Source organism: Mycobacterium sp. E136 (genome assembly GCF_001666865.1).
Taxonomy (GTDB): domain Bacteria; phylum Actinomycetota; class Actinomycetes; order Mycobacteriales; family Mycobacteriaceae; genus Mycobacterium.
On sequence record NZ_LZJE01000316.1, the window covers coordinates 1 to 15,486 of the forward strand.

Consider the following 15,486-nt stretch of genomic DNA (forward strand, 5'->3'; position numbering starts at 1 on the left):
ACGAACGAGCCATACCTCATCGTTTCGTGCCCAACAGTCAAGACCAAGCACCGCGACCGGCATTTCGCAACAGCCACGGGGGTGCGTGGAATCAACCCGTCAAGCCCGTCCAGCGGTCTACCGGTAGCGGATTTCTCCCGGTCGGGGCTGTTCTGGCACAATGGGCGGCTGTCTGCCGCGGGATTACGACCCTGCGGCGGTCACACGCGCAAAGGCAAAACCGGGCCGGGGCAATCCGCCTCGATCGCTGAATTGCCAGCGTGGCAATCACAGGAGAAGACGCACAACCATGGCTGTAAAGATCAAGCTCACGCGGCTCGGCAAGATCCGCAATCCCCAATACCGCATCGCCGTCGCCGACGCGCGCACCCGCCGCCAGGGCCGGTCCATCGAGGTCATCGGCCGGTACCACCCGAAGGAAGACCCGAGCCTCATCGAGATCGACTCGGAGCGGGCCCAGTACTGGCTCAGCGTCGGCGCCCAGCCGACCGAGCCCGTGCTCGCGCTGCTGAAGATCACCGGCGACTGGCAGAAGTTCAAGGGCCTGCCGGGCGCGGAGGGCACGCTGAAGGTCAAGGAGCCCAAGCCCAGCAAGCTCGAGTTGTTCAACGCCGCGCTCGCCGAGGCCGAGGGCGGTCCGAGCACCGAGGCCACGCAGCCCAAGAAGAAGAAGGCGCCCGCGGCCAAGAAGGCCGCCGAGACCGAGGCGCAGGCCGACCCGGCGCCCGCCAAGGACCAGTCCGAGCCCCCCGCTGAGGGCGAGGACGCCACCGTCTCCGGCGCCACTGAAAGCTGAGCCCGGCCGTGAGTTCTGTCGTCGTCGACGCGGTCGAACACCTGGTACGCGGGATCGTCGACAACCCGGACGACGTCCGCGTCGACATGGTGACCAGCCGTCGTGGTCGCACCGTCGAGGTCCACGTCCATCCCGATGACCTGGGCAAGGTGATCGGGCGAGGTGGCCGCACCGCGACCGCGCTGCGCACGCTGGTCGCCGGCATCGGTGGTCGCGGTATCCGCGTGGACGTGGTGGACACCGACCAGTAGCCCCGCGCATGGACCTCGTTGTCGGGCGCGTCGTCAAAGCGCACGGCATCACCGGTGAGGTGGTGGTGGACGTGCGCACCGACGATCCCGACGCGCGGTTCGCGCCCGGGGTGTCGTTGCGCGGTCGCCCCGGCAAGGGCGGCGCCGAGCGCGAGTACACGATCACGTCGGTGCGCGAACACGGCGGCCGGTTGCTGATCCGGTTGGACGGCGTCGACGACCGCAACGCCGCCGACGCGTTGCGCGGCATCGTGTTCCTCGTCGACTCGCAGCAGCTTCCGCCGATCGAGGACCCCGACGAGTACTACGACCATCAACTCGAAGGGCTGCGGGTGCGCACCACCGACGGCGTCGACGTCGGCACCGTCGCCGAGGTGTTGCACACGGCGGCCGGTGAGTTGCTCGCCGTCCGCGGCGACGACCGCGAGGTGCTGGTGCCGTTCGTCAGCGCGATCGTGACCTCGGTGTCGCTGGCCGATCAGCTGGTCGAGATCGACCCGCCGGAAGGCCTGCTGGAGATCTGAGCCATGCGAATAGACGTCCTGACGATTTTCCCGGCATATCTCGAACCCTTGCGACAGTCGTTGCCCGGCAAGGCCATTGAGTCCGGCATCGTCGAGCTGGCCGTGCACGATCTGCGGCGCTGGACGCACGATGTGCACCGCTCGGTCGACGACGCGCCCTACGGTGGGGGGCCGGGCATGGTGATGACGGCGCCGGTGTGGGGTGAGGCGCTCGACGAGATCTGTTCGGACGAAACGCTTCTCGTGGTGCCGACCCCCGCGGGCCGGCTTTTCCGCCAGGCGGACGCCGCGGCGTGGGCCGACGAGAAACACCTGGTGTTCGCTTGCGGACGGTACGAGGGGATCGACCAGCGCGTCGTCGAGGACGCTTCTCGCCGCATGCGCGTCGAGGAGGTGTCGATCGGTGACTACGTGTTGCCCGGCGGCGAGTCGGCCGCACTGGTGATGATCGAGGCCGTCGTGCGGTTGCTGCCCGGTGTACTCGGCAATCCCGAGTCGCACCAACAGGATTCGCATTCCGAGGGCATTCTCGAGAGCCCCAGCTACACCCGGCCGCCCAGCTGGCGGGGCCTCGACGTGCCCGAGATCCTGTTGTCCGGCGACCACGCCAGGATCGCCGCCTGGCGTCGCGAGCAGGGCCTCGATCGCACCCGCGAGCGCCGACCCGACCTGCTGGACTGAGCGCGCGTCAGGTGACGACCTCGACGGTCCCGTCCAGATCCATGATGCCGAGTTCGACGACCAGAGCGGGCTGACGCCGACCGGCCTCATCGCGGAACGCGCGCAGAGTCGCCGACAACACCTCGGTTTCGTACGCCCTGTCGGTCAGCACGCGGTCGCCGTAGGCCGCCGCGGCCGCGCCGCAATCGCGGTGCGCCATGCCGATCAACCGCGTCAACCATGTACTTCCACGTGCTGGTGGTGAACCGCGGATCGATGCACTTCATCAACATCGCCTCGTAGCCCTGGTCGAGTTGGCCCGCCGCCTGCGGGGCGGTGGCGATGGCAGCGGCGCTCGGCCCCAGCGCACCGAGTGCGGCCCGCCGGGAAAGGTGTGGCATGCGATCGGCTGACGTCATCAACGCAGCGTGCCCCTACTCGCCGCGGTGTGAAGAGGCTTTTGCCGTACCCCTCAGATGCGGCCGCCGGGGAACATCGTCTTGACCGCCTGGGTGATCGTGTCGCGAGCGGTGGCGTCGTCGGCGGGTTGCATCGACGCGATCGCCATGACGAAGCGACGGTCGGCGCCGATCGCTCCGGTGGACCAGTGCACCCAATTGCCGCCGTTCCAGCAGCAGAACCACCCCTGTTTGACCGCCACCCGCTCGTCGTAGAGCCCCTCCGGAATGCCGAACCGCTGCGGGTACACGCCGCCGGGCACCGTGCCGTCGGGCGCCGTGGGTGTCGACGCCGCCAGGTTCGACAGGATGATGTTGGCCTTGTCGGGCGGTAGCCCGCCGCCACCGGAGAGCAACTCGGAGTAGTAGCGGACCAGGTCCTGCGTCGTGCTCAAGGTGTTGAACCAGCGGCCGTTGTACGGCGTGCTGGTCGCGCCCAGGCCGTATCGCGTGGTGACGCGCGAGACGATCTCGCTGCCGCCGCTGCGGTTCCAGAAAACCTCGGCGGCGCTGTCGTCGGAAGAGCGCAGCATTGCCTCGAACGCGTTGCGGTCCTCGGGCGTGAGTTCGGTCTTGCCCTGCGACTCCTGCAGCAACAGATCGTCGGCGATGAACAGCTTGACCACCGACGCGATCGGCATCGCCTCGTTGTTGCCGTTGGACACCAGATATCCGGTGTTGCGGTCGAGAACGGCGATCGAAAGGTCGGCGCCGGCCTCGGCGGCCTGCGCGGTGGCCTCCTGCGTGCGAGCGTCCAGGCCGCCGAAGGAAGCGGCGGGTTCGTCGGGGGGAGCCTCGGGCAGCGGGGCCATGTTGCCCTGCGGCGCGACGACGGTCAGCTGCGGACCCGCGAGCGCCGGTGGCGTGCCGTGCACCTTCGCCTCGCACCCGGCGGCGGTCAGGACCGCAGCGGCGATCAGTGCGATCGTCCTGACCAGCATCGACGGCCGCCGTCGCATGACCCTCCTCGAATGGCTGGATCGGAAGTCGGGCCCCGCCGCATCGCTTAAGCCCAGGTATCAAGCCTAATGGTTAAGTACCACTACCGCCTGCTTAGCTAACCTTACGAAGGATCGGCGCGACGATCCGGCGCGATTTCGCCGGAGGGCTCCCATCTGGCACAATTGAGCAGTTGTCTGTGCAGGATCCGGGAACGGCCAGCTCCGCCCGCTGCGAGATACACCCCGATTCGCCCGATCACGGCTCGGCAGGCTTATGTCCACGCGACAGGAAGCGTCCGCAGCCGCCAACCGCAAGGAAGTGTCACCGATGAACACGCTGGACTTCGTCGATCAGACCTCGCTGCGCGACGACATCCCGGACTTCGGTCCCGGCGACACCGTCAACGTGCACGTCAAGGTCATCGAGGGCTCCAAGGAGCGCATCCAGGTCTTCAAGGGTGTGGTCCTGCGTCGCCAGGGCGGCGGTATCCGGGAGACCTTCACGGTGCGCAAGGAAAGCTACGGCGTCGGCGTCGAGCGGACGTTCCCGGTGCATTCGCCCAACATCGATCACATCGACGTCGTGACGCGCGGTGACGTGCGCCGCGCGAAGCTCTACTATCTGCGCGAGCTTCGCGGCAAGAAGGCGAAGATCAAGGAAAAGCGCTGACCTCCGGGTCGGCCGTCGGCGCCGGGACCTGATCATTGGAGCGCGAGCAGCGCGAGGTTGAGCACGGCGCTGGCTACCCTGATGCGGTGACCGGTTCCGCAGAGTCCGACGAGGCATCGACCGAGCGCGCGCCCGAAGACACTTCGCCGGACGAAGCGGCGGAGAAGCCCAAGAAAAAGGGCGGCGCGCTACGGGAATTCGCGATCCTGATCTCGATCGCATTGATCCTGTATTACGTCATGCTGACGTTCGTCGCCCGGCCCTACCTGATTCCGTCCGAGTCGATGGAACCGACGCTGCACGGCTGCCCCGGTTGCACCGGTGACCGGATCATGGTGGACAAACTGTCCTACCGGTTCTCCTCCCCGCAGCCCGGCGACGTCGTCGTGTTCAAGGGCCCACCCAACTGGAATATCAACTACCGGTCGATCCGCTCGGACAACACCGCGATCCGGTGGGTTCAGAATGCGCTTTCGGTGGTGGGTTTCGTCCCGCCCGATGAGAACGACCTCGTCAAGCGAATCATCGCCGTCGGTGGTCAGACCGTCGAATGTCGAGCGTCGACCGGATTGACCGTCGACGGAAAGCGGCTCGACGAACCGTATTTGGACCCGAACACCATGCGCGCCGATCCCGCGGTCTACCCCTGCCTCGGCAATGAATTCGGGCCCGTGACGGTGCCGGAAGGGCGGTTGTGGGTGATGGGGGACAACCGCACCCACTCGGCGGATTCGCGCGCGCACTGCACCAACACCCCGGCTGATGCCCAGAAGGGTCTTCTGTGCACGGGTGACCCGATGGCCGGAACCGTTCCGGTGGACAATGTCATCGGTAAGGCGCGGTTCATAGCCTGGCCTCCCTCCCGATGGGGTGGCGTGAGCAGCGTGAACCCGCAGACATAACCGCCACGACGCACCAGCACGCAAGAGGAGAGGGTGTTCTTGCCGGCGACATGGCCACCGCGCACTGTGATCCGAAAATCCTCGGGGCTGCGCACGTTGGAGTCTGCGCTGTATCGCAGCGGCCTCGGACCGGTCGCCGGCGTCGACGAGGTCGGCCGGGGTGCGTGCGCGGGACCTCTCGTCGTCGCCGCCTGCGTCCTCGGCCCGAACCGGCTGGAAAGCCTCTCGGCCCTCGATGACTCGAAAAAGCTGAACGAGAAGGAGCGCGAGCGCCTCTTCCCATTGATCCGGCGGTACGCGCTGGCCTATCACGTGGTGTTCATCCCCTCGGTGGAGGTGGATCGCCGCGGCGTGCACGTGGCCAACATCGAAGGGATGCGCCGGGCCGTTGCCGGCCTTTCGGTGCGACCGGGCTACGTGCTCTCCGACGGCTTCCGCGTGCCCGGCCTGCCGGTACCTTCGCTCCCGGTGGTCGGGGGTGACGCAGCGGCGGCGTGTATCGCCGCGGCCAGCGTGCTGGCCAAGGTCAGCCGCGACCGGTTGATGGTGAAGATGGAAACCGAACATCCCGGCTACGGTTTTGCGGATCACAAGGGCTATAGCACGCCGGCGCACAGCGCCGCGCTGGCCGAGCTGGGGCCCTCTAGTCAGCACCGCTACTCGTTCATCAACGTCCGCCGGGTGGCCACGGCCGCAGGGATCAAGGTGGTGACCGAACTGGTCGACGCCGACCAGGTGGGTCCACCGCATCAACGCGACGAAGCGGGGTAGGGGACAATGGGAGCCAACAAGGGGGCAGCGACCAACATGAAGGACAGCTGAGCCGATGAGTGCCGAAGATCTCGAGAAGTACGAAACCGAGATGGAGCTCTCGCTCTACCGCGAATACAAGGACATCGTTGGCCAGTTCAGTTACGTGGTGGAAACCGAGCGCAGGTTCTACCTCGCCAACAGCGTCGAACTCGTACCGCGCAACTCCGACGGAGAGGTTTACTTCGAGCTGCGTCTGGCCGACGCCTGGGTCTGGGACATGTACCGGCCCGCCCGCTTCGTCAAACAGGTACGGGTGATCACCTTCAAAGACGTCAACATCGAAGAGGTCGAAAAGCCGGAATTGCGGCTTCCGGAATAAACGCGGCGGCACGTTTGACGCTGGCGACAATCGTTGATCGCAACGGATGGCGGACCGATTTGGTTGCCGCAGGGCCTTTTTGAGACTGTCCGTCTCTATTCTCATAATGATTGCCATTCAGGCCCTCGGGGGTCGGCGACACGGCATCATTGAGTTCCGCCGATGGCGTCCACATTGGGGCGGCCGCCTTACGGTCACGCTGCGCGATGCTCGGATTGGGCCTAATCATTGTTCCGTCTGCCCTGCTGGGCAATGACGCTGACACGCCGGCCACGTACGTCCCGAACGCGAGACAGATAAGTGGTATTTGTCCCATTATTGCTGGTTGAACTGCTTGAAACCGTGTGACATGCTTGAGCAGCAAACATTTTTCCTGTGTAAATCCACTCGAAAGAGGATCTGCAACCTCGAATTTCCACTTGGCAACGGGAGCGATTGACCCAAAGATATGTTCCGGCGTAAAGTCCTGCACCGTCCTCGATCGCATGCTGGGGGGAATACAGGCTTGTCATACCGACCAATCGGGTGCGGTGCGGGACATCTCGAGTACGTGCGCGGAGACGCTCGGTGAAGCGCGCGGTACTTCGGCCCCTCGTCGGCTTGGTGTCGATCGTAACGATCGTCGCGGTCTTCGTCGTGGCGGCGAGCCTGTTTCGGGGCGACTTCTCCGATACCGTTCCGGTCACGGTCATTTCGCAGCGCGCCGGTCTCGTGATGAACCCGGACGCGAAGGTACAAGTCCGCGGTGTTCAGGTCGGACGAGTCGCATCGATCGAAGATCTCCCCAGCGGTGAGGCGGCACTTCATCTCGCGATGGATCCCTCACGGCTCGATGCGATTCCGGCCAACGCGCTGGTCGACATCGCCTCGCCGACCGTGTTCGGGGCCAAGCAAGTGCAATTCGTCTTCCCCGACGACCCGTCACCGCAATCGCTGCACCCCGGTCAGGTGATCGAGGCCCAGCATGTGATGGTCGAGGTGAACACGGTCTTCGAGCAGCTGACCTCGGTGCTGTCCACCATCGAACCCGCAAAACTGAACGCCACGCTGGGTGCGATCGCGCATGCCGTATCCGGTCGGGGACAGAGGTTCGGCCAGATGCTGTCCGATCTCGATTCCTACCTCGCGACACTCGAGCCCAGCCTGCCGGCGCTCAATCGCGATCTGGAACTGGCTCCCGGGGTGCTTCGCGCATACGCCGACGCGTCAGGGGATTTTGTGTCGATCGCCGATGACGGGGCAACCCTCAGCGAATCCATCGTCGACAAACAAGACGATCTCGATGCGGCACTCGTCAGCGTGATCGGGCTGGCCGACGTCGGCAACGAGGTGATCGGGCAGAACCGTCGGTCGCTGACCGATGTCATGCGGTTGCTGGTCCCGACCACGGCGCTGACCAACGAGTACAACCAGGCGCTGTGGTGTGCACTGGCGGGCATGGTCGAGGCGTCGCACTTACCACCGTTGAAATCGCCGGGCGTCGAGGTGCTGGCCGGCTTCCTGTGGGCCCAGGAGCGGTACCGCTATCCCCTGGATTTGCCCAAGGCCGGCGCCGAGGGCGGTCCGCAGTGCACCGGACTGCCGAAGCTGCCGTTCGAAACCGCCGCTCCGTATGTCGTGGCCGACACCGGAACCAATCCGTGGCGACGCACGTACCCGGGCATTGTCCTCAACGCCGACATCATCAAACAGATCATGTTCCCTGACACCGAAACCGCTGGGCCGCCCCGCAATACAGCACAGATCGGAATGCCCGGATGAGGCGTTCGCTGCGGCCGACCCTGGTCAAATTCGGGCTATTCGCGCTCGTGATGACGTTGCTGACCGCATCGCTGTTCTTCATCTTCGGCCAGTACCAGACCGGCAGCACGAAGGATTACACGGCGGTGTTCGCCGACGCTTCCCGGCTGAAGGCCGGACAATCCGTGCGGGTGGCCGGGATGCGCGTGGGAACGGTCAACGGCGTCAAGCTACGTCCGGACAAGACGGTTCTGGTCAGCTTCGACGCCGATCCCAATGTGCGCATGACCACGGGCACGCGGGCCGCGGTCCGGTACCTGAACCTGGTCGGCGACCGATACCTGGAGCTGATCGAGGGCCCGGACGGAACACCGTTGTCACCGGGTTCCGAGATCCCGTTGGAGCGGACCCAGGGCGCGCTCGACCTCGACCTGCTGCTCGGCGGCCTCAAACCCGTTATCCGAGGACTGAATCCAGAAGACGTGAACGCGCTGTCGGCGTCCCTCATCCAGATCTTCCAGGGGCAGGGCGGCACCTTGCAGTCTCTGCTGAACAACACCTCCGGGTTCACCACGGCGCTTGCCGAGCACAACCAGACGATCCAGGCGCTCATCGACAATCTACGCACGCTGCTTGCCACCCTCAATCGCGAAGGCGACAAGTTCTCGGGCACGATCGACCGCTTGGAGAGGCTCGTCACGGAGCTCGCGGCGGAACGCGACCCGATCGGCACCGCGATCGAATCGCTGAACAACGGATCGGCGTCGGTGGCCGATCTCCTCAGCGATGCGCGCGCACCGCTGGCGGGCACCGTCGATGAGCTGGCCCGGTTGGCGCCCAACCTCGACTTCCAGAAGGACCGGATCGACACGAGCCTGCAGAAGGCGCCCGAGAACTACCGCAAGCTCATCCGCACGGGGTCGTACGGGAGCTTCTTCAACTACTACATCTGCGAACTCAAGTGGCGGGTGACCGACCTGCAGGGCCGCACCGCCGTCTTCCCGTGGCTCAAGCAGGAAACCGGGAGGTGTGCCGAGCCCTGATGCTGAAATATCGTGGCAGACAACTCATCCGCGCCGGAATCCTCGGCGTGGTGCTGATCGTTCTCGTCATCGCGGTCGGACTCGCTCCGGAACGGCTGGTGTCATGGGCGACCGCGGTGCGGTATCAGGCGCAGTTCGCCGACGCCGGCGGGCTGGCGGCGGGCAACGACGTGACGATCTCGGGAATCAAGGTGGGCACCGTCTCCAGCGTTGCACTCGAGGGGCGCAACGCAATGGTGACGATGGTGGTCGACGGCTCGGTGTCGCTGGGATCGGACACCACCGCACACATCCGGACCGGATCCCTGCTGGGCGAGCGGGTCGTGACCCTAGAATCCAAGGGCGAGGGGGCGCTGCGCCCGATGGACGTGATTCCCGTGTCGCGCACCGCGTCCCCCTACTCGTTGACCGAGGCGGTCAGCGAGCTGACCAACAACACCGCGGGCACCGACACCGCGTCGTTGAACCAGTCGTTGGACACTTTGTCGGCGACCCTGGACCAGGTGGCGCCGCAGCTGGGCCCCGCGTTCGACGGGCTGACCCGGGTGTCCAAGGCGATCAACGATCGTGACGACACGCTGGGGGATCTGCTCGAAAACGGCGCCGACGTCACCGAGATCCTGTCGGACCGCAGTCAGCAGGTGAACACGCTGATCCTCAACGCCAACGACCTGGTGTCGGTGTTGTCGGCACGGCGCTACGCCATCGTCGAACTGCTCGCGCACACATCGGCGTTGTCTAAGCAGCTTTCCGGTGTCATCGCCGACAACGAGAAGGAGCTGGCCCCCACGTTGGAGAAGCTCAACGGCGTCACCGAGATCCTGGAGCGCAACCGCGACAACATCGCCAAGGCGCTTCCTGGCCTGGCGAAGTTCCAGATCACGCTGGGCGAGACGATCGGTAACGGCCCGTACTACCAGGCCTACATTCCCAACATCTTCTTCGGCCAGATCTTCCAGCCGTTCTTCGATTACGCGTTCGGGTTCCGGCGCGGGGTCAACGCCGGCCAGCCACCCGACAACGCCGGTCCGCGCGCCGAGCTTCCGTTCCCCTACAACGGAATCCCGATGCCTCACGAGCAGTGGGGGCCGGGACGATGAACAACATCTGGGTGAAGCGCGCACTCGCGGTCGCGTTGGCCGTGGCGCTCGTCGGCGGGGTCGTGGTCCTGATCCGGCAGACCGTGTTCCGGCCCACGACCATCACCGCCCAGTTCACCACCGCCACCGCCATCTACCCCGGCGACGAGGTTCGCATCGCAGGCGTCAAGGTGGGCTCCATCGAATCGATCAAACCGGTCGGCACCCAGGCCGAGATGAGGCTGGCCGTCGACCACGGCATCAAGGTGCCCGCCGACGCCAAGGCGGTGATCGTCGCCCAAAACCTGGTCTCGGCGCGGTACGTCCAACTGACACCCGCCTACGAATCCGGGCCCGCGATGGCCGACGGCGCCGTGATTCCGTTGGACCGCACGGCCGTTCCGGTCGAGTGGAACGAGGTCAAAGAGCAGCTGATGCGGCTGGCAACGGACCTCGGCCCCGCCCAGGGTATGTCGACCGGTTCGGTCGGCAGGTTCATCGACAGCGCCGCCAACGCGCTCGACGGCAACGGCGACAAACTGCGTCAAACGCTTGCGCAGCTGTCCGGCGTCGGTCGCATACTCGCCGACGGAAGCGGCAACATCGTAGACACCATCAACCACCTGCAGGTGTTCGTCACCGCGTTGCGGGACAGCAACGAGCAGATCGTGCAGTTCCAGGACAGGTTCGCGACGTTGACAAGCGTCGTCGACGACAGCCGATCCGATCTCGACGCCGCGCTGAAGAATCTGTCCGACGTCGTCGGCGAGACCACCCGGTTCATCAGGGGCACGCGCAATCAGACCGCCGAACAGATCCAACGACTGGCCAGCGTCACACAGAACCTCGCCGACCATCGCATGGCACTGGAGAACGTCCTCCACATCGCGCCTCACTCGATCGCCAACGCGGTCAACATGTTCGACCCGCGTACCGGCGCTGCCAGTGGCGTGTTCGTCCTCAACAACCTGTCGAATCCGGTATGGGCCTTCTGCGGCATGATCGGGGCGCTTCAAAACGTCACCTCGCCCACGACCGGCAAGCTGTGCGCGCAGTACCTCGGGCCCGGCCTGCGCACGGCGAGCATCAACAACGTGCCGTTCCCGTTCAGCCTTTTCCTGACGTCGAACCCGCCCCCGTACATGCTGCGGTATTCCGAACCGGAGCTGATGCCCGGCGCGGGTGGGCCGCCCGACGATCACCCCGAGCCCCCGCCCGCGGTATCTGCCTACACCGGAATCGGCGACATACCGCCGCCGCCCGGCTGGGATGCGCCACCGCCGCCGCCGGGCATCCCGCCCGCACCACTCGCGGCGCCCGCATCACCGGGCACGCCGAACCTGCAGGACATGCTGCTCCCCGCGGAGCGGCCCAACCCGCAGGCACCTCCGGCAGTGCCGAACTCACGGCCGGCGGGGGCACCTCCGGTTCCAGACGGCGGAGGACCCTCGTGATCGGCCGTCGTACGGTGGCCACGGGGCTGACCCTGCTGTTGTTGCTCACTGGGTGCTCGTTCAACGGGGTGAACTCTCTGCCGCTGCCGGGGGCGGTGGGCCGGGGGCCTGACGCCAGCGTCTACCACGTCGAGCTCGCCAACGTCGGTACCCTGGAATCGAATTCGCCCGTGATGATCGACGACGTCGTGGTCGGCAGTGTCGGCAAGATGACGTTGCACGGCTGGCACATCGACCTCGAGGTCTCGGTCAAGCCCGACGTCGTGGTGCCCGCCAACGCCGTCGCCACGGTCGGCCAGACCAGCCTCCTGGGCTCCATGCACGTGGCGCTGGACCCGCCGCCGGGTGAGAAGCCGAGCGGACGGCTCAACCCGGGCGCCGCCATCGGACTCGACAAGACGTCGACATACCCGTCGACAGAACAGACGCTGTCTTCCCTGGCGGCAGTGGTCAACGGCGGGGGACTGGGCCAGATCGGCGACATCATCGCCAATTTCAACGCCGCGCTGTCGGGACGCCAGGGAACGGTGCGCGACCTGATCGGCCGGCTGGACACCTTCGTCGGGACCCTGTACCAACAGCGCGACAACATCATCGCGACCATCGACGAGCTGAACAGGTTCTCGCAGCGGTTGGGTGATGAACAACGGGTGCTCACCCGTGCGCTCGACAAGATCCCGCCCGCGCTCGACATCCTGATCCGGGAACGACCCAACTTCACCACCGCACTGAATCGGTTGGGGCAGTTCAGCGATACGGTCTCCGGCTTGATCAACGACACGCAGGCCGACCTCGTCACGAATCTCCAGAACTTGGAGCCGACGCTGCGCGCGCTCGCCGACGTGGGCGCAGAGATCGACACGGCGCTGGCCTACCTGCCGACGTTCCCGTTGAGCCAGAACTTGATCGACCGCGGGGTCCGCGGGGACTACGTAAATCTGTTCGTCACGGTCGACTGGACCAACGCTCGGCTCAAGCGTGGATTGCTGCTCGGCACCGCGCTCGGGCAGGACCGTGCATCGTTGATCCCCGCGCCGGGTGACCCCGGATACGACGCGTACTACACGAAATTCCCACTGGGAGTCGGCACATCGCCGCCCTTCGGCCCGATTCCGAATGCCGCGCCCGCGCCGTGGGAACCGGGGGGTGGTGGCTGATGCTGCCGCGGATGGTGCGCATCCAGCTCGTGATCTTCTCGATCGCGTCGATCATCGGCGTGGTCGCGATGGTGTTCGCCTACATGCAGGTGCCCACCCTGCTGGGCATCGGGAAGATCACCGTCACACTGGAATTGCCCTCCTCGGGCGGCCTCTACCGATTCGCCAACGTCACCTACCGCGGGGTGCAGGTGGGCAAGGTCACCGAAATGGACGTGTCCCGCACCCGGGCCACCGCGACGTTGCGACTCGACACGTCACCCCGGATCCCGGCCGATCTGCAGGCCGAAGTGCGCAGTGTTTCGGCCGTCGGCGAGCAGTACGTCGAACTGCTTCCGCGCACCGACTCTGGGCCGTATCTGGAAGACGGATCGGTGATCCCGATGGCCGACACCACGATTCCGCAGCCAGTGAGCCCGATGCTGGAGCAGTTGAACACCCTGATCGCGAGCATCCCCAAGGGCCGCCTGACGGAATTGATCGACGAATCGTACAAGGCGTTCAGCGGGGCCGGATACGACATGGGTTCGCTGGTGGACTCGTCGGCCACGCTCTCCGAAGCCTTGAACGAGGACGCCTCCCGCTCGGCGAGGCTGGCCGAAGATTCGGTGCCCCTCCTGGATTCGCAGGCACGCTCGTCCGACGCGTTGCAGGTGTGGGCGCGAAGCCTCGCCGGTATCACCGGCCAGGTCGTGGCCGATGACCGGCAGATCCGCACTCTGCTGGAAGAGGGCCCCGCCGCAGCCGACGAAGTCGCCGGTCTGCTCGAGCAGATCAAGCCGACCTTGCCAGTGTTGTTGGCCAACATGACCACCATCGGTCAGGTGGCAGTGACGTATCGCCCCTCGCTGGAGCAGGTGCTCGTGCTGTTGCCGCCGTTCGTGGCCGACGTGCAGTCGTCGGCTCCCCAGAACAATCCCACCGGGATCGCCCTGGGTGACTTCCGTATTCAGATGGCCGACCCCAACCCGTGCACTGTCGGGTTCCTGCCACCGTCGCAATGGCGGAGCCCGGACGATCAGACCACGGTCGACACGCCGGACGGGATCTACTGCAAGCTGCCGCAAGACTCTCCGATCGTCGTGCGGGGTGCGCGCAACGCGCCGTGCATGGGGGTACCGGGTAAGCGGGCGCCGACCGTCGAGCAGTGCTACAGCGACAAACCCTACGAACCGCTGGCGATGCGCCAGCACACTCTGGGGGCCTATCCCATCGACCCGAACCTCATCGCACAGGGCGTGCCGCCCGACGACCGGGTCAATGCCGACGACAACCTCTTCGCCCCGCTCGAAGGCACGCCACTTCCGCCCGGCGCGGTGCCGCGGGGCCCACTGCCGCCGATCCCTCCTCCACCGCTGGCGCCCGGTGCACAGATGCCGTCGCTGCCGCCGAACGCAATCCCGCCCCTCGTGTCGCAGCCGGTGGAGCAGCAGGGGGCCGCCGGACCCGCACCGCAGGCGGCGACCCCACACGGGCCACCGCCGCAGGGCCCGCCGCCGTCGGACTCTTCGCCACCCCCACCGCCCGGGGCGGTGCCCGCGACGCCGAGTTCCGTCACCACCGGTCCGGCGGACGGACCCTCGGTCGCCATCGCGCACTACGATCCGCAGACGGGCCAGTATGCGACGCCGGACGGAAACGTCGGCCGTCAAACCGATCTCGTACCGACCCCGAAATCATGGCAGCAGTTGATCTACGTGGGAGGGGCATAGTGATCCGGGCGTTGACGATCACGGCGACGGTCATCGCGGCGGTCCACTTCGCGCCTCTCGCACAGGCGCAGAACGAGGTCGCCATCAACGGTGTGTTCACGGCGTTCTCCGACGGTCGGTGGGCGAAGACCAACGACTCGCGTCACGACGAGGCGAGCGTCACGCAGACATGGACCATCACCTCGACATGCACGACGTACCAGAATTGCACCGGCCGGGTCGAGAGCGATCAGGGCTGGAGCGCCGATCTGGTGTACATGAGCGGCCGGTGGAAGGTCACCAGGACCGTCCCGGACTGGGAACCGTGCATCGACGGTACGGCCTACCCGGGCAAACAGTCGTGGGTGTTCTGGCTGGGTTATCCGCAGGACCCCAACAAGTACGAGGGGTGGGACAAGACCGAGGGCCCCAGTGGCGCCTGCGGATTCAACAAAGTGCTCGACATCGAGATGCCGTTCAGGCTGACCCGCGTGGGTTGAACGCGTGCCGCGGGATGGTCAGCGGCAGGTCGACCGAAGTGAGCAGACCCGGTTGTGCGGCAACGACATACGGCACGGCGTTGACGACCCGCATCGCCGTGGCCACCATCGCTCCGGCGCCAGAGGTCATGCTCTCGATGGCGGCATCCTTGCGGTCGCGGACGGTGGCCGCCATCGTGCATTCGATGTCGGGTTGGCCGGTGATCACGATGCGGTAGCCCAGCGCGTCCGGCAGCGTCGGCCACTCGGGAGCCACGTCGGGCGCCAAGCGGGTGACGTGCTCGATCACGATCGCCTCCCGGCCGTCGACGATGCCGATGGCCTGCATGCGCAGGGCGCCGCAGGTGCCCGCCTCCACGGTGCCCATCGCGACCTCGAGCGTCCGCTCCGTCACGGCACGGTCGAACGTCTCGCGGACCTCTTGGATCTCGACGCCGAGGGCCTCGGCGACCATGCGGATCTGGCCTTGCCATTCGCCGGCGATCGCC

17 protein-coding genes and 1 pseudogene are annotated in these 15,486 nt (G+C 66.1%); 15 read left to right on the plus strand and 3 right to left on the minus strand.

Going from position 1 to position 15,486, the window contains the following annotated elements; all coding sequences use genetic code 11:
* Positions 1 to 289: 289 nt before the first annotated feature.
* From rpsP to trmD, 4 genes are read left to right on the plus strand one after another with little or no spacing between them, the layout of a single operon-like run.
* On the plus strand, positions 290 to 796 hold the full coding sequence (gene rpsP / locus A5698_RS20710; protein ID WP_067092121.1) for a 30S ribosomal protein S16: 507 nt from the start codon (positions 290 to 292) through the stop codon (positions 794 to 796).
* Positions 797 to 804: 8 nt separating this feature from the next.
* Positions 805 to 1,047, plus strand: a complete 243-nt coding sequence (locus A5698_RS20715) for an RNA-binding protein (RefSeq protein WP_003881089.1) — start codon at positions 805 to 807, stop codon at positions 1,045 to 1,047.
* An 8-nt stretch (positions 1,048 to 1,055) separates the two neighbouring features.
* Complete coding sequence (rimM, locus tag A5698_RS20720; RefSeq protein ID WP_067092119.1) at positions 1,056 to 1,571, plus strand: ribosome maturation factor RimM; 516 nt, start codon at positions 1,056 to 1,058, stop codon at positions 1,569 to 1,571.
* Between the two features lie 3 nt (positions 1,572 to 1,574).
* On the plus strand, positions 1,575 to 2,252 hold the full coding sequence (gene trmD, locus A5698_RS20725; RefSeq protein WP_068300598.1) for a tRNA (guanosine(37)-N1)-methyltransferase TrmD: 678 nt from the start codon (positions 1,575 to 1,577) through the stop codon (positions 2,250 to 2,252).
* A gap of 7 nt (positions 2,253 to 2,259) precedes the next feature.
* Here trmD and A5698_RS29575 read toward each other — a convergent pair whose 3' ends face one another.
* Entirely contained in the window at positions 2,260 to 2,451 is a 192-nt protein-coding gene (locus A5698_RS29575; protein WP_231967477.1) for a hypothetical protein, read from the minus strand.
* Positions 2,452 to 2,703: 252 nt separating this feature from the next.
* Positions 2,704 to 3,648 (minus strand): serine hydrolase, encoded by a 945-nt coding sequence (locus tag A5698_RS20735; protein WP_068300602.1) that lies wholly within the window; start codon positions 3,646 to 3,648, stop codon positions 2,704 to 2,706.
* 310 nt (positions 3,649 to 3,958) lie between these two features.
* Between A5698_RS20735 and rplS the strand changes: the two genes are divergently transcribed.
* The 11 genes from rplS (at position 3,959) to A5698_RS20790 (ending at position 14,998) form a co-directional block, all read left to right on the plus strand.
* Entirely contained in the window at positions 3,959 to 4,300 is a 342-nt protein-coding gene (gene rplS, locus A5698_RS20740; RefSeq protein WP_067092307.1) for a 50S ribosomal protein L19, read from the plus strand.
* An 86-nt stretch (positions 4,301 to 4,386) separates the two neighbouring features.
* Positions 4,387 to 5,202: a signal peptidase I gene (gene lepB / locus A5698_RS20745; RefSeq protein WP_067092305.1), complete on the plus strand. Its 816-nt coding sequence runs from the start codon at positions 4,387 to 4,389 to the stop codon at positions 5,200 to 5,202.
* Positions 5,203 to 5,241: 39 nt separating this feature from the next.
* On the plus strand, positions 5,242 to 5,973 hold the full coding sequence (locus A5698_RS20750; protein WP_067092303.1) for a ribonuclease HII: 732 nt from the start codon (positions 5,242 to 5,244) through the stop codon (positions 5,971 to 5,973).
* Positions 5,974 to 6,028: 55 nt separating this feature from the next.
* On the plus strand, positions 6,029 to 6,334 hold the full coding sequence (locus A5698_RS20755; RefSeq protein WP_064398671.1) for a DUF2469 domain-containing protein: 306 nt from the start codon (positions 6,029 to 6,031) through the stop codon (positions 6,332 to 6,334).
* Between the two features lie 603 nt (positions 6,335 to 6,937).
* Positions 6,938 to 8,095, plus strand: a complete 1,158-nt coding sequence (locus A5698_RS20760; RefSeq protein ID WP_068300611.1) for an MCE family protein — start codon at positions 6,938 to 6,940, stop codon at positions 8,093 to 8,095.
* Positions 8,092 to 9,117 carry an MCE family protein gene (locus tag A5698_RS20765; RefSeq protein ID WP_068300604.1) on the plus strand — a complete coding sequence of 342 codons (1,026 nt, stop codon included), beginning with the start codon at positions 8,092 to 8,094 and terminating at the stop codon, positions 9,115 to 9,117. The genes A5698_RS20760 and A5698_RS20765 overlap by 4 nt, the downstream gene beginning before the upstream one ends.
* On the plus strand, positions 9,117 to 10,217 hold the full coding sequence (locus A5698_RS20770; protein WP_068300606.1) for an MCE family protein: 1,101 nt from the start codon (positions 9,117 to 9,119) through the stop codon (positions 10,215 to 10,217). The genes A5698_RS20765 and A5698_RS20770 overlap by 1 nt, the downstream gene beginning before the upstream one ends.
* Positions 10,214 to 11,650 (plus strand): MCE family protein, encoded by a 1,437-nt coding sequence (locus tag A5698_RS20775; RefSeq protein ID WP_068300613.1) that lies wholly within the window; start codon positions 10,214 to 10,216, stop codon positions 11,648 to 11,650. Before A5698_RS20770 ends, A5698_RS20775 begins: the two co-directional genes overlap by 4 nt.
* Entirely contained in the window at positions 11,647 to 12,807 is a 1,161-nt protein-coding gene (locus A5698_RS20780) for an MCE family protein (protein ID WP_068300608.1), read from the plus strand. Before A5698_RS20775 ends, A5698_RS20780 begins: the two co-directional genes overlap by 4 nt.
* Positions 12,807 to 14,519 (plus strand): MCE family protein, encoded by a 1,713-nt coding sequence (locus tag A5698_RS20785; RefSeq protein ID WP_068300615.1) that lies wholly within the window; start codon positions 12,807 to 12,809, stop codon positions 14,517 to 14,519. Before A5698_RS20780 ends, A5698_RS20785 begins: the two co-directional genes overlap by 1 nt.
* Positions 14,486 to 14,998: an Rv2253/PknI dimerization domain-containing protein gene (locus tag A5698_RS20790; protein ID WP_068300621.1), complete on the plus strand. Its 513-nt coding sequence runs from the start codon at positions 14,486 to 14,488 to the stop codon at positions 14,996 to 14,998. Before A5698_RS20785 ends, A5698_RS20790 begins: the two co-directional genes overlap by 34 nt.
* Here the strand turns inward: A5698_RS20790 and A5698_RS29125 are convergent.
* Positions 14,976 to 15,486: pseudogene (locus A5698_RS29125) on the minus strand (dihydrodipicolinate reductase); the annotation flags it as partial. The gene A5698_RS20790 and the pseudogene A5698_RS29125 sit on opposite strands and share 23 nt — an antisense overlap.

What these genes read in the sequence shown, in the direction of transcription:
- rpsP (WP_067092121.1), top strand. Translation starts at nt 290, where the DNA reads ATGGCTGTAAAGATCAAGCTCACGCGGCTCGGCAAGATCCGCAATCCC.
- rimM (WP_067092119.1), top strand. Translation starts at nt 1,056, where the DNA reads ATGGACCTCGTTGTCGGGCGCGTCGTCAAAGCGCACGGCATCACCGGT.
- trmD (WP_068300598.1), top strand. Translation starts at nt 1,575, where the DNA reads ATGCGAATAGACGTCCTGACGATTTTCCCGGCATATCTCGAACCCTTG.
- A5698_RS29575 (WP_231967477.1), bottom strand. Translation starts at nt 2,451, where the DNA reads ATGGCGCACCGCGATTGCGGCGCGGCCGCGGCGGCCTACGGCGACCGC.
- A5698_RS20735 (WP_068300602.1), bottom strand. Translation starts at nt 3,648, where the DNA reads ATGCGACGGCGGCCGTCGATGCTGGTCAGGACGATCGCACTGATCGCC.
- rplS (WP_067092307.1), top strand. Translation starts at nt 3,959, where the DNA reads ATGAACACGCTGGACTTCGTCGATCAGACCTCGCTGCGCGACGACATC.
- A5698_RS20755 (WP_064398671.1), top strand. Translation starts at nt 6,029, where the DNA reads ATGAGTGCCGAAGATCTCGAGAAGTACGAAACCGAGATGGAGCTCTCG.
- A5698_RS20765 (WP_068300604.1), top strand. Translation starts at nt 8,092, where the DNA reads ATGAGGCGTTCGCTGCGGCCGACCCTGGTCAAATTCGGGCTATTCGCG.
- A5698_RS20770 (WP_068300606.1), top strand. Translation starts at nt 9,117, where the DNA reads ATGCTGAAATATCGTGGCAGACAACTCATCCGCGCCGGAATCCTCGGC.
- A5698_RS20775 (WP_068300613.1), top strand. Translation starts at nt 10,214, where the DNA reads ATGAACAACATCTGGGTGAAGCGCGCACTCGCGGTCGCGTTGGCCGTG.
- A5698_RS20785 (WP_068300615.1), top strand. Translation starts at nt 12,807, where the DNA reads ATGCTGCCGCGGATGGTGCGCATCCAGCTCGTGATCTTCTCGATCGCG.
- A5698_RS20790 (WP_068300621.1), top strand. Translation starts at nt 14,486, where the DNA reads ATGGCAGCAGTTGATCTACGTGGGAGGGGCATAGTGATCCGGGCGTTG.